The sequence below is a fragment of the Marinobacter sp. genome, assembly GCF_040904845.1.
In the GTDB taxonomy this organism is placed as follows: domain Bacteria; phylum Pseudomonadota; class Gammaproteobacteria; order Pseudomonadales; family Oleiphilaceae; genus Marinobacter.
Genome location: NZ_JBBDSR010000002.1, coordinates 38121 through 51611, shown reverse-complemented (window position 1 = coordinate 51611; position 13491 = coordinate 38121). Strand labels below are relative to the sequence as shown.

The following is a 13491-nucleotide window of genomic DNA, read 5'->3' as shown; positions in this document are numbered from 1 at the left end:
CTAAAGAATTTCTCCCGGTAGTGCAAGGGAAACAGGTTCCGGTTTAGACTCATGCCATTGTTTGAGGAGAAAGTTTCCATGCAGAACTACCAACACCATTGGAAGGACGGCACGCCGGTTCACCTGCCGCTTGGCAAGATTGTCTGTATCGGTCGCAATTACGCCGAACATGCCAGGGAACTGAATAACCCGGTACCCGATGAACCCTTGCTGTTTATCAAGCCCTCTACCGCGGCGGTGTACGCCACCCGCCCGCTGGATTTCCCCCGTGACTGCGGTTCGGTTCATTTCGAAACGGAGCTGGCGGTGCTTATCGGCCGCCCGCTCACCAACGCCTCGGCAACGGAAGCGGAAAGCGCGATACTGGGTTACGGCCTGGCACTGGATCTTACCCTGCGGGATGTTCAGGGCAGGCTCAAAGAGAAGGGCCAGCCCTGGGAGCGGGCGAAAGCGTTTGACGGCTCCTGCCCACTGTCGCCGTTTGTCCCCGTCGACCACGTCAGGAAAGACCACCTGACGTTCACCCTCGATATCGACGGTCAGCGCCAGCAAACCGGTGATACCCGGGAAATGCTCAACCCCATCGTGCCGTTGATCGCCCATATGAGCAGTCAGTTCAGCCTGCTCCCTGGCGATGTGGTGCTCACCGGCACGCCCAAGGGCGTTGGTCCACTGGTGGCCGGCCAGGTGTTGTCACTGGAACTGGAAGATGTGCTGTTTGTCGAGACCAAAGTGCTTTAACGTAGGCAACACAGTAAACCTTTCCAAAGGTCGGAACCCAATCACGGCATGGCAAAAAAACCGGTTACCTCACGTAGTGGGCGCTTCTTCAAGCTGGCGGGCATGACCGCCTCGGTGGCTGGCGAATACGCCGGGCAGCGGGCGCGACGCCTGTTCCGCACCGAAAACGACGAAGGTGCCCAGAGCGAAAGCTATACCCGCATGGCAGACCAGATCGCCGATACGCTGGGCGAACTGAAAGGCGCGGTAATGAAAGTGGGCCAGATCGCGTCGCAGACCCAGGATTTCCTGCCCAAAGAATTTTCCGACGCACTGGAACGGTTGCAGAAAGAAGCGCCCCCCATGCCTTTTGAGGTTATCGTGGCGCAGGTGGAATCCGAGCTCGGCCGGCCGATAGCTGAATTATTCGAATATTTGCAGGAGACACCCTACGCGGCGGCTTCCATTGGCCAAGTCCACCGGGCGCGCCTGCATGATGGCAGCGATGTCATTGTGAAGGTGCAGTATCCGGGTGTGGACGAATCCTGCGACAGCGACCTGAAGCAACTTCGCCTGACCCTCAAGCTTGGCGGCCTGCTGAAAATGCCGAAAGAACACGTGGACCAACTGTTTGGTGAAATCCGCGTGCGCCTGAAAGAAGAGCTGGATTACGAGAACGAAGCCCGCAATCTGGAGGAGTTCCGCCACTTCCACGCCAAGGACGACTGGATTGTTATCCCCAGGGTATTTGAAAGTCACTCCTCAAGGAGGGTGTTGACGATGGAGCTGGTGGAGGGTGACCACATCAGCGCCATCACCCCCGGCAGATACAGCCAGGAAACCATTAACCTCATCGGCCATCGCATTTTCACCATGATGGCGGATCAGCTGTTTCGGTTTCAGTGCATCCACGGCGACCCCCATGCGGGCAATTTTGCCTATCGACCCGATGGCTCCATCATCCTGTATGATTTTGGCTGCGTGAAAAAACTGAAACCGGAAATTGTCGAAGCCTACCGCAAGGCGCTGATTTCCGCACTGGAGGAGGATTACGCCGCCCTCGACCGCCACCTGATCGACCTGGGCGCACGGGTGGAATCACAGCCAGCGGTGGACGAAGCCTATTACGCCATGTGGCGCGATATCCTCATTGTGCCGTTCAATCAGGTGGAACCCTACAACTTCGCCGAATCTGACATCCATAAGCAGGTGGCCGCCAAAACCACCACGGTGTTCAAATACCTGGATTACTTCAAGCCTCCGGTGGAGAGCATCTTCATCGACCGTATGATTGCGGGGCATTACTGGATGCTGAAGCGATTGGGGGTTCAGGTGGCGTTCAGAAGTGAGCTGGAGAAGTACCTGCAGACGGGCTTTCAAGCCGGCGGGTCAGCCTAGCTCAGACTGGATAGCCATTCAGCCGCTTTCGGCGCTGATGCCAGCGCCTGTCAGTACAACGATGTGATCACGCATCAATCGAAAATCTTGCCTGGGTTTATGATGCCGTTGGGGTCAAACACCTGCTTGATACCCTTGAGGTAGGCAATTTCCGCCTCACTGCGGGTGTAGTGCAGGTAGTGCTTTTTGGTCATGCCCACACCATGCTCGGCGGAAACACTGCCCTGGTAGCGTTCGACAATCTCGAACACCCATTTGTTGACCTGCTGGCACTTCTCGAAAAACACCTCTTTGGCCATGTCTTCCGGCTTCAGGATATTCAGGTGCAGGTTGCCGTCGCCGATGTGACCGAACCAGATGATCTCGAAATCCGGATAATGCTCGTTCACTACCGCGTCGATTTCCTCGAGGAAGCCCGGTACTTTGGAGACAACGACCGAAATGTCGTTTTTGTAGGGCGTGCGCGGCGCGATGGACTCGGATATCCGCTCCCGCAGCTGCCACAGATTTCGCGCCTGAGTTTCGCTCTGGCTGATCACACCATCGAGCACCCAGCCGTTTTCCACGCATTGTTCGAACAAGTTCATGGCGTCGTCCATCACCTGATCGGACACCGCTTCAAATTCCAGCAGCGCATAGTATGGCGCTTCGGTCTCGAACGGGGCCTGTACCTGGCCGTGAGCCAGCACATGCCCCATCGCCTGATGAGAGAAGAACTCATACGCGGTCAGATCGATCTGCTTCTGGAAGGCCTGCAACACATCCATGGTGTTGGTCAGATTGTTCAGCCCCAGCACCAGCACCGTCAGGTTGTCCGGTTTGCGGGAGAGCTTCATGGTGGCTTCGGTAATGAACCCCAGAGTGCCTTCTGCGCCGATAAACAGGTGGCGCAGATCGTAACCGGTGTTGTTCTTTTCCAGATCCTTGTTCAGATCCAGCACGTCTCCCTTACCGGTTACCACTTTCAGGCCGGCAACCCAGTCCCGGCTCATGCCGTACCGGATCACCTTGATGCCACCGGCGTTGGTCGACAGGTTGCCGCCAAGCTGGCTGGAGCCGGCAGACGCAAAATCTACCGGGTAGTAAAGACCATTCTCTTCTGCAAACGTTTGCAGCTGTTCGGTCACCACGCCGGCCTGGCATTTGACGGTGCGGTCGCTGGCGCTGAAATCCAGGATCTGGTTCATGTTATCGAACGCGATCACCACCTCGCCGTTGGCCGCAACGGCTCCGGCGCTCAAGCCCGTACGGCCGCCGGAGGGCACCAGGGCAACCCGGTTCTCGTTGGCAAACGTCACCAGTGCCTGCACCTGTTCCGTGGTTTTCGGCAACACAATCGCCAGCGGCTTGGGCGGATAGATTTTAGTCCAGTCCTTACCGTAGGTTTCCAGGTCGGCCGGATCGGTCAACACTTTCCCGGGGACGTCGCCGGTGGCAACCAGCGCTCTGAGCGAAGCGATAATCTGTTCGGAATTCATGAAGTTAAGCATCTCATAAAGGTTCGGAGGCCGGTCGCTGCACACCTGATATCCAGGCTATCGCCAAGTTGTTGATTCAGGCGATCCGACGCACTGTGAAAATCTGCGTTTATGGTATCATACCGCCCCTGTTCTGTGAGCCAGCCTGACGATCCCCTGGCTCCAGGTCATTTCACGTGACGAAAGGTTCGGAAACAAGCCCATGTCCAATACGTCTCTCGAAAAGAGCAAAATCCGGATTCTGCTGCTGGAAGGCGTGCATCAATCTGCCATTGATACCCTGAATGCCGCAGGCTATACCAACATTGAATACCTGACTCACTCGCTGGCCGAGGAAGAGCTGGCCGAGAAAATTGCCGATGCGCACTTCGTCGGCATCCGCTCGCGCACCCAGCTGACCGAGAAGGTATTTGAAGCCGCCAAGAAGTTGGTGGCCGTGGGCTGTTTCTGCATTGGCACCAACCAGGTGGACCTTCAAGCCGCCACCCGTCGTGGCATTGCAGTGTTCAACGCGCCCTTTTCGAACACCCGCAGTGTGGCCGAGCTGGTTCTGGCTCAGGCCATTCTGTTGCTGCGCGGCGTGCCTGAGAAGAGCGCCAAAGCCCACCGCGGTGAATGGCTGAAATCGGCCAAGGACAGCTACGAGATTCGTGGTAAAAAACTGGGCATCATCGGCTACGGCAACATTGGCACTCAGTTCAGCGTGCTGGCCGAAGGCCTGGGCATGGATGTGTACTTCTACGATGTGGTCTCCAAGCTGTCCATCGGCAACGCCACCCAGGTGGGCACCCTGCAGGAGCTGCTCAACATCTCCGATGTAGTCAGCCTGCATGTGCCTGAGACCCCGGCTACCAAGTACATGTTCAAGGCGGAGCAATTGGCCCAGATGAAGCCCGGTGCCATCCTGATGAACGCGTCCCGAGGCACGGTTGTCGACATAGACGCGCTGGCCGACTCGCTGAAGAGCGGCAAGCTTCTGGGTGCCGCCATCGACGTGTTCCCGGTCGAGCCCAAGTCCAACAACGAGGAATTTGTGTCCCCGTTGCGCGAGTTCGACAACGTGATTCTGACGCCGCATGTGGGCGGATCCACCATTGAGGCCCAGGAAAACATCGGGCGCGAAGTGGCGGAAAAGCTGGCCATGTACAGCGACAACGGCACCTCGGTGTCTTCGGTGAACTTCCCGGAAGTGGCCCTGCCTTCACACCCAAACCAGCACCGTTTGCTGCACATTCACGAGAACGTGCCGGGCGTGCTGTCGGAAATAAACCAGGTGTTCTCCGAAAATGGCATCAACATCTGTGGCCAGTATCTGCAGACCAAGGAAGATATTGGTTATGTGGTGGTAGACGTGGACAAGGCCTACGGCGAGCTGGCACTTGAGAAACTGCTTCAGGTCAAAGGCACCATTCGCTGCCGCGTACTGTTCTGATCTGACCAGATCGGATGAGTGAACCTAAAAAAGCGGGAGCCTAGGCTCCCGCTTTTTTGTTCTGCCAGCACCCGTTCCGTGGCAATTACTGAGGCGCACGCAGCAACAGGTTGGGTGAACCGGCCTTGATGCCACCCAGAACATTCCCCGTTGCTATCTCCAGTATGGCGGAACCCACCTGAGCCGGGCTCAAACCGCCCTGATCGCCCAGCACCAGGGCTCCAACGCCTGCCACATGGGGTGAAGCCATTGATGTGCCACTGATGGTGTTGGTTTCGGTGTCACTCTGATACCAGGCCGCCGTGATGTCCGATCCGGGCGCAAACAGGTCCAGGCATTCACCATGATTGGAAAAAGACGAACGCTCGTCCTCTCGCGTTGTGCTTCCCACCGTAATGGCAGCCTCCACCCGGTTCGGAGAACCAGAGCAGGCATCGCCATCGCTGTTACCGGCGGCCACTACAAAGGTCACGCCCTGTGCAATCGCACCTTTCACCGCAAAATCCAGAGCGTCTGAATTTCCACCTCCCAGCGACATATTGGCAACCGCCGGTGCCTGATGGTTCTCAGCAACCCAATCCACGCCCGCAATCACGTCGGCATTCGAACCGGCACCGGAGCAATCCAGTACCCGCACAGCAGCCACGGAGGCTGCCTTGGCAACACCATACTCTGAACCCACCGCAGTGCTGGCCACATGAGTCCCATGACCATGGCAGTCTGTCGTATCGGCAGGATCAGTTTCCCCACCAATATTCAGCAGGGGGCCAACTAACGGCAGACCGCCTGCTCCCAGAAGACCCGTGTCGTTTGCTGCAAAATTGCGCCCCTCGATCACACGACCTGTAAACTCGACATGGCTGTCCCGCAGGCCGGTGTCGATAATGTACACATTGGCTCCTGCTCCGGCGGACGCAGGGTAGCGATAGTGCTCGTCCAGCGGCAGTACCTGCTGGTCAATCCGGTCCAGCCCCCAGGTTGCACCCTGCTGTACGTCCGTGGTGGCAGCTACGACACGATCCGGCTCCACGGCCAGCACACCCGGCAGGGACGATAACAGGCCAGCCTGATCGTCGCTCAGTGATACCGCGGCACCAGTCAGAGCAGCGTTATACAGGTGCAGGATGTCCCCACCACCAACGGCCAGCAACAGGGACTCAACCCCCGCCCGCAGGTCCGCCAATCCGAGAAGGCCGGGCAGCTCAGGATCGAGGGTAATAATGTACCGTCCCGGCAGGACATCTCCGGGCTGGAGCGCTTCCTGGCTGGTTTCATCCTGGGATCCGCCAGTCAGGCCACCGAGAAGGCTACCGTGACTTGCAGATGTGGAAGCGGCGAGAGCCAAACCAAGACAGGCAGCAGGCAATATTCGGCTGGTCATAGGGTATGTTCCTTCATTTGTCGTTATTAATGTTATTGATCGTGATCAATTTGTCACAACCAGCACCCTCTCCAACATGGCTACGGAGGCCAAAGTGTGCCGAAGTTAACGTTATCTAACCGCCTATTGTTCGGTTTTCGCTTGAGAAACACCCAATGCTGGAAGGCCGCATTGATAAGTAGCTGCCCAGCACTACCAGTTAGGCGTAAAAAAACCCCGGAGCGGTGAAGCTTCGGGGTTTTCCTGGACTTGCGACAAACTTATTGCATCGGCACCAGTGTCAGCTCGACACGACGGTTCTGCTCCCGCCCGGAAGCGCTGTCATTGGAAGCGATCGGATAGCGAGGACCATAACCCACGGCCCGTGTACGCTTGGGCTCAATTCCCTGGTTCAGCAGAAAGTCCCGCACGGATCCGGCGCGGCGCTCACTCAGCAACTGGTTGTAGTTCTGCGAGCCAGTGCTGTCGGTATGACCGTCGATCTGGATGATGGTCTTGTCGAATTCCTTCAACACCAGGCCAACGGACTCCAGCGTGTTGCTGAACGACGGCTTGATGGTGGATTCGTTGGTATCGAAAGTGATGTTGCCAGGCATAACCAGCTCAATTTCATCACCATTACGTACCACCCGAACGCCTGAACCTTCCAGCTTGCGGCGCAGCTCGGCTTCCTGCTTGTCCATGTAGTAACCAATGCCACCACCCACGGCAGCGCCGCTTGCGGCACCAATCAGCGCGCCTTTGCCACGATCACTTTTGCTGGAGGTTGCAGCACCCACCGCAGCACCGCCGATGGCACCAATAATGCTGCCTTTAGTAGCACTCGATGTTTTCTCTTCCCCGGTGTAAGGGTCGTAAGTCATACAGCCACCGAGACCAACCGTGGCAATCGCGAAAGCGAGAATAGTTTTCTTCACAGCATTCTCCTGACATTGTTGTTACTAACAGGCCTCGGAGAAGTCCTCGGCCTGATCATTAGAAAATGTATCGATGATGGCATTGAACACCGTCGCTTGCAGATCCTGTGCTTCATTCACCAGATGATGACGCCCATCCGGTATTCTCAGTTCCTCAACCGAGGAAAATTTATTCCTGATAATCCGTAGGTTGTGTCGCCAGTCAACCGTCAGGTCTTTCTCCCCCTGAACCACCGTCACCGGAAAATTGACCGGGCGAGCGGACTCGATGTGCGGCACCCACCGCTTTAGCGCGCTGACCCAATCCACGTGAACCGCCCTGGCCTGCAGCGGATCGTGCTCTCTGAGAAATCGCAGAAAGCGGGTATTGCCACTGTTCGGCGCGAAGGCCCTGCGCCAGCGTGACAGAAACGGCCTTGCCAGACTGTGCAACACCTTGGCTCCCAGCCATCCCACTGGCCTGACCAATGGAGCCAGCAACACAACCTGTCGAAAATCCGATGTCTTCTGGTCGTGATGGTTCGACAACAGGTAGTCGATCAGTATCGCACCGCCCGTGCTTTGCCCGACGGCGTACCAGGGGGCGCGCACTTTGCCTTTCACCTCGGCTATTACCTCAGAAAGCACCGCCTGGTACTCCAGAAAGCTGCCGATCGCTGCCGGTGTTCCGCTGGACAGGCCATGCCCCGGTTGGTCGTAAGCCAGCACATCAAAGCCCGCATCCAGGCAGCGGTCGATCAGTTGGCTGTACAATCCCACGTGGTCAAAGTAGCCATGCAGAATAAATACGGTGCCCTTGCTGACAACGCCTTCGGGATGACGGAAATAATGCACCATTACCTGATGCCGCCCCGCGCTTACATAGCCCTGATGGTAGTGCACCTCCGGGTGTTCCACCCATAAATCAAGGCCGTAGAAACGGCAGTAAGCCATCATCTCGCCACTCAGATCGCGGCTGGCAGCGGGATCAAACGGTTCCAGCCATTCCAGCAGAGAGCTTCGGTTCCAGCCCGGGATTTCTATGGTATCTGTTTTCCAGTACACGTAGAGTTACACGCCTGTCATTAAAAGGTCGTATGAATGGCCCTGAAGCCCCTTGCTCACCTGAGCGTTCGTCACTAGGTTAGCACACCACTGTATAATCTCAGGCAGAACCTGCTCATTATCACGGAGAAATTCATGCTTCAGACCGTGCTCGAAACCGGCCTTCGCCAGACCATGAGTCGGCTTATCCGCCCATGGCTTCATCCCGCCATTCCCGTGCCCCTGCAACGCTCGATTGTGGCGCAGGCTTACCGCAGCTCGGTACCGCCCAGAGGCTGCCGTTTCAGCAAGATGACCGTTGGCGGCATTCGGGCGACCCGCACGGACTTTGGTGATGCCGGGCCGGGAGTGGTGCTCTATCTGCACGGCGGGGGTTATATCATCGGGTCACCCTCTACCCATCGTGGCATTACCGGGCACCTCGCCAAAGCGTGTGGGTGGCCGATCATCGCGCCAGATTACCGCCTGGCTCCGGAACATCCCTTTCCAGCGGCGCTGGACGATGCTGAAGCCGCCTACGATGGGTTGCTGCGCGACGGTTACAACCCGGAAAACATCGCTGTGGCCGGAGACTCAGCCGGCGGTGGCCTGACGGTAGCCCTGGCCATGAAACTGCGGGACGGGGGGAAACCGGTGCCTGGTTCGTTGGCGGTCATGTCACCCTGGGTCGATCTGAGCCACCAACGGTTGTACTCACCAGAACGGGAACCCGTGCTGCAAGCTCGCTGGATCGACAAAGCAGCACGGCTTTACTGCGGCTCCGAAGCACCAATCCACCCGTTGATCTCGCCGGTGTTTGGTGACCTCAGCGGCCTGCCGCCGCTGCTGATTCAGGTCGGCAGTGAGGAAATCCTGCTTAACGATGCCCAGCGGCTTGCCGAGGCCGCCACGCGCCAGGGCAATGAAACCACTCTGGAGATATTCAACAGCCTGTGGCACGTGTTTCAGGTTCACGCGGGGCAACTGGACCGGGCAACCGACGCACTCAATGACGTTGCCGCTCACATCAGTCAACATCGGGCAGGGTAATGTCCCCTCTGACCAACGCCTCCTTTTGAGTCCGGGGCCATTGTTTCAGCTGCCATTCCAGACGAGAAGCGATGCTGCGATCGCTGACGGCCGCTGAGAACACCAGCTCCAGGGGGCCTTTGCCCCGCAAACTGCGGGCTCCTTTTGGGGCACCGGCCTGGTGTTCAGAGAAGCGTCTCGAAACGTCGGTGGTGATACCCGTGTAGAGCGCGCCCCGGGCAGTTCGGACCATGTACAAGTGCCAATGGCTCATCGCTTTTCCACCGCTGCCAGGCGCGCCCGGGTTTTGAGTTGCTGAACCCAGAGCCCGGCAACAATCAGCAACAGCCCCACGTAAGTTGACGGCAGAATCACTTCGCCCAGGATCAGGTAGATAAAGACCAGTGACAGGAACGGAGAAATAAAGATCAGGTTGCTCACCCTCGACGTGTTTTCCGCTTTTTTCATGGCGTAGGACCAGAACACAAAGGCAATACCCATCTCAAAGACACCCACGTACACCGCTGCGCCAACAGCCGTGCCGAGCGTCATATCAAAACCATCGGTGAACGCGCAGGCCACGAGAATGAAGGGCAAACCGCAGAGAAAATTCAGAAACAGCCCAACCACCGGGTCGCGTTTATCCCGAGTCGCGATGATCCAGTACGATGCCCACACCAGCGTGCTCGCAATCGCCAGCCCTACGCCAAGCGGGTCGGAAAACGTCAGCGACAACACATCCCCCCGGGTAGCGATAACAACCACCCCGGCGTAGCAGATCAGGCCGGCGACGATGTCCAATCGGCGCAATCGCTGGCCAAGAAACGGCACCGAGAGATAGGCCAGCACCAGCGCCCAGGTGTAATTCAGCGGTTGGGCCTCCTGGGCCGGCAAGCGGTCGAAGGCTCCGAACAACACCAGATAGTACAGGCACGGGTTGATCAGACCCATACCGATGGACTGCAGGTACTGCTGGCGGCTTAGCGAAAACACCAGGTGCCAGCGCTTCTGGACTATCAGAATAAGCGCCATGACCACCACCGAGGCCGAGCAGGCCACCGCCATCATCTGGAGTGGAGACAACTCGCGAAGCGACAGCTTGAAAGCCGTGGCAACCGTGGACCACAACAGCACCGTTGCCAGGCCATACATCATCGCGTGTTTCTGGTTAGTCATTCACCTCTCCCGCCCCGGCACCCAGCCAGCGATAGAGCGTTCGGCGGTTGATTCCCAGAATTTGGGCGGCCCGGCGCTTGTTCCCTTCCACCGCTTTGATCACCCGGCTAACGTAATCCTGCTGCAGCGCCTCCAGCGTTGGCCAATCGGCCAGGCTGCCGGGGCTCGCTTCGGCCGAAGCCGCCGGCGACTCCGCACGGCGCCGGCGTATTCTCGCTGGCAAATGTTCCGGCTGAATGACCTCGCCATCGCAAAAGGTCACTGCCCGCTCAATGGCGCTCGCCAACTCCCTGACGTTGCCGGGAAACGGGTAATCCAGCAGCGTTTGTGATGTGACATTACTCAACCTCATAAACCCCCGGTTATGGCGTTGGGCCGCCTCCCGGAGAAAGTGCATCGACAGGATGTCGACATCATCACCCCGTTCTCTCAAGGGCGGCACCAGCAGGGCAAGGGTTTCCAGTCGGTAATACAGATCTTCCCGAAACGCGCCTTCTGCAACGGCCTTAAGAAGGTCGACGTGGGTGGCCGCAAGAATGCGCACGTCAACGCTTTCTTCCTGGTCCGCACCTACTGGTTTGATGGTTCCCTCCTGCAGCACACGTAGCAATTTTGCCTGAAGCGCCAGCGGCATTTCACCGATTTCATCAAGTAGCAGCGTTCCGCCGTCAGCTTCCGCGAACAGACCCTTGCGAGCTTGCCTGGCTCCGGTGAACGCACCCGCTTCATGCCCGAAGAACTCGCTTTCCATTAACTCCTGCGGAATCCCTGCACAGTTCACCGGCAGGAAAGGCCGCGCTTTGCGCTCACTTTCAGTATGAATAGCCCGTGCCACCAGCTCCTTGCCGGTGCCACTTTCGCCATTAATCAGAACCACTGCGTGGCTGCGCGCTACCTGTCGAATCTCCGTTCGCAATCGGCGCATGGCTGCGCTGTCACCAACCAGACCGAGCGACGTATCGTCTTTGCCTCTGGATTTATAGCGGGCAAGCTCGTGGGTAATCGCCGCCTGAGATAACAGGCGGCGGATTTTCAGCCGCAGGTGGTCGGTCGACAGGGGTTTGGTGAGGAAGTCGTCAGCGCCGGCTTTGAGGGCGTCTACCGCCTGGTCCACCGTGCCAAAGGCGGTAATTATAATAAACGGCACCGAATGCCCAGCCGCCTGAAGTTCACGCAAAACGGAAAGACCGTCTGCGTCCGGCAGCCGCAAATCGGACACGATCAGGTCAGGAATCTCCGCCAACGCCTTTTCCTGCCCTTCGTAGGCGGATGCAGCTGACACAACCCGATAGCTCTCCAGCTCCAGCTCTTCTGCAAGCAGAGATCGCAGACTGGCATCGTCCTCGATCAGCAGGATCAATGGCTGATGATTATTCATTGCCTTGTACCCCCGCCCAAAACAGACTCATCCGACACCCTCCAAGCTGACTCTCCCCAATATCGACATAACCGCCATGTTCTTTCAACACGCTGCCCACCACAGCCAGGCCGAGCCCCGTCCCTTCACCGGCGGGTCGGGTACTGTAAAACGGTTCGAAAACACGCTCCCTGGCTTGCGGATCGATGCCGGGGCCATCATCTTCCACGCGTACTTCCCACTGAGCTCCCTCGCGCCTGAGCGACACTTCTACCCTGCCCTTGCTGGCCTGGCAGGCATTACGGATAACATTCAGGCAGGCCAACTCCAGGCGGGTGGGTTCTGCCGTGATTTCCGCCAGCTGATCCAGCCCATGAGCCTTCACGCTGGCTGTACCGCACTTGGGGTCATCGCCAATCCGGTCGGTGACATCCCTGAGCACCGCCGCCAGATCCGTGGTGCGGCGGGAGTCCGGCACATGGCGAAAACAATCCAGCAATTGCTGGATGATCAGCGTCATCCGTTCTACCTGATGTTCGATGTCGTCCAGATGTCGATCCTGCCCTTCTTTGAGCCCGGCCCGGCGCAGAATATTGGCGCGCCCCTGAACCACACTCAGCGGCGCGCCCAGCTCGTGGGCGACACCGCCGGCAACCCGACCGATCATGGCCACTTTTTCCTGGTACTCCAGGCGCTCGGCCAGCTCCCGCTCCCGAATGACGCGCTCACCAATCTCGGTCTCAGCCGCCCGCATACGCTCACCCATGTCCCGAAGCCCCTCATGAATTTGGCGCAATTCACGGGGGCCGCCGGGCACCGCGGTGACACGCCAGCTTCCCGGAGCCATGCGGCCCATAATTTCCAGCAGCCGGCTGACATGACGGCCCACCGCACCGTAATGCCCCAGCACCACCACCAGAATGACAATCAGAGAAAGCGACGACCAGATAGCGATGGCCCAGAGCCAGCTGGAAGCCACCAGCTCGTGAAAATCACTGCGCTTGCGGGTGATCTGCAGCAGCCCCTGAATACGGCCGTTCTCAGCGACCAGAGGGGTGAACTGGGAAAACACCGACTCGCCGTCCACCCGCCGAAACGCACCGCCAAGCTCACCGCTGGCGATAACCCGCTCGGCACTCTCGCTGCTGCGAACGTTGCTGTCTGCTACACCCAGGCTGGCAATCTGGTTGCCCTCCTCGTCAAAAACAGAAGCCCCATAGACCCGGCCGATCCGGAATATGGACTCAAGAGACTCCCCCATGACAATCTCATCACCCTCGGACATGGCCCGCGACAGCGGCCCACTGACCGCCCTGGCCACCAGCTCAAGATCCTCCCGCAAGCGATCGTTCAGGTTCTCTCCGACGGCGCTCACGCCAACGTAAATGGCGACGCCACTGAAAAGCATTAGTGGGATAACCAGGGTCAGAACCAGGGTGAGCCGCAAAGAGTGAAACATGCTCCCTGCGCTCAGTACGGGCCGCGGCATAACGTGCGCTCCGACAAAATGTCACACCTTTTTGCCACATGTGGCATTTCGCCACAACCGCTCTTACATGAAATTAATTAGAATGAATTCA

At 58.1% G+C, this 13491-nt stretch carries 12 protein-coding genes; 4 read left to right on the top strand and 8 right to left on the bottom strand.

The features are described 5' to 3' along the window. Positions 1–78: 78 nt before the first annotated feature. Positions 79–741, top strand: a complete 663-nt coding sequence (locus tag WD429_RS00330) for a fumarylacetoacetate hydrolase family protein (protein ID WP_368420171.1) — start codon at positions 79–81, stop codon at positions 739–741. Between the two features lie 48 nt (positions 742–789). Beyond that, on the top strand, positions 790–2118 hold the full coding sequence (locus WD429_RS00325; protein WP_368420170.1) for an ABC1 kinase family protein: 1329 nt from the start codon (positions 790–792) through the stop codon (positions 2116–2118). Between the two features lie 74 nt (positions 2119–2192). Here WD429_RS00325 and WD429_RS00320 read toward each other — a convergent pair whose 3' ends face one another. Continuing rightward, positions 2193–3596, bottom strand: a complete 1404-nt coding sequence (locus tag WD429_RS00320; RefSeq protein WP_368420169.1) for an FAD-binding oxidoreductase — start codon at positions 3594–3596, stop codon at positions 2193–2195. A 202-nt stretch (positions 3597–3798) separates the two neighbouring features. Here WD429_RS00320 and serA point away from each other — a divergent pair, with 202 nt between their 5' ends. Next, entirely contained in the window at positions 3799–5028 is a 1230-nt protein-coding gene (serA, locus tag WD429_RS00315) for a phosphoglycerate dehydrogenase (RefSeq protein ID WP_368420168.1), read from the top strand. A gap of 85 nt (positions 5029–5113) precedes the next feature. Here the strand turns inward: serA and WD429_RS00310 are convergent, their stop codons facing one another. The 3 genes from WD429_RS00310 to WD429_RS00300 all read right to left on the bottom strand — a co-directional run bounded on the left by WD429_RS00310 (position 5114) and on the right by WD429_RS00300 (position 8370). After that, positions 5114–6409 carry a S8 family peptidase gene (locus tag WD429_RS00310; protein WP_368420167.1) on the bottom strand — a complete coding sequence of 432 codons (1296 nt, stop codon included), beginning with the start codon at positions 6407–6409 and terminating at the stop codon, positions 5114–5116. 260 nt (positions 6410–6669) lie between these two features. Continuing rightward, positions 6670–7326 (bottom strand): OmpA family protein, encoded by a 657-nt coding sequence (locus WD429_RS00305; protein ID WP_368420166.1) that lies wholly within the window; start codon positions 7324–7326, stop codon positions 6670–6672. 24 nt (positions 7327–7350) lie between these two features. Then, positions 7351–8370, bottom strand: a complete 1020-nt coding sequence (locus tag WD429_RS00300) for an alpha/beta hydrolase (RefSeq protein ID WP_368420165.1) — start codon at positions 8368–8370, stop codon at positions 7351–7353. Positions 8371–8505: 135 nt separating this feature from the next. Between WD429_RS00300 and WD429_RS00295 the strand changes: the two genes are divergently transcribed. After that, positions 8506–9399, top strand: coding sequence for an alpha/beta hydrolase (locus tag WD429_RS00295; protein ID WP_368420164.1), 894 nt, complete (start codon positions 8506–8508; stop codon positions 9397–9399). On the opposite strand, the gene WD429_RS00290 is transcribed toward WD429_RS00295, so the two are convergent. Genes WD429_RS00290 through WD429_RS00275 form a run of 4 tightly spaced genes read right to left on the bottom strand, consistent with a single transcriptional unit; the run spans position 9377 to position 13400 of the window. Further along, positions 9377–9652 carry a GIY-YIG nuclease family protein gene (locus tag WD429_RS00290; RefSeq protein WP_368420163.1) on the bottom strand — a complete coding sequence of 92 codons (276 nt, stop codon included), beginning with the start codon at positions 9650–9652 and terminating at the stop codon, positions 9377–9379. The genes WD429_RS00295 and WD429_RS00290 overlap by 23 nt on opposite strands. Further along, positions 9649–10554 carry a DMT family transporter gene (locus WD429_RS00285; protein WP_368420162.1) on the bottom strand — a complete coding sequence of 302 codons (906 nt, stop codon included), beginning with the start codon at positions 10552–10554 and terminating at the stop codon, positions 9649–9651. Before WD429_RS00285 ends, WD429_RS00290 begins: the two co-directional genes overlap by 4 nt. After that, the gene (locus WD429_RS00280; protein ID WP_368420161.1) at positions 10547–11932 is read right to left on the bottom strand and encodes a sigma-54-dependent transcriptional regulator; all 1386 of its coding nucleotides are present in this window, start codon (positions 11930–11932) and stop codon (positions 10547–10549) included. Before WD429_RS00280 ends, WD429_RS00285 begins: the two co-directional genes overlap by 8 nt. Next, positions 11925–13400 carry an ATP-binding protein gene (locus WD429_RS00275; protein WP_368420160.1) on the bottom strand — a complete coding sequence of 492 codons (1476 nt, stop codon included), beginning with the start codon at positions 13398–13400 and terminating at the stop codon, positions 11925–11927. Before WD429_RS00275 ends, WD429_RS00280 begins: the two co-directional genes overlap by 8 nt. Positions 13401–13491: the final 91 nt, after the last annotated feature.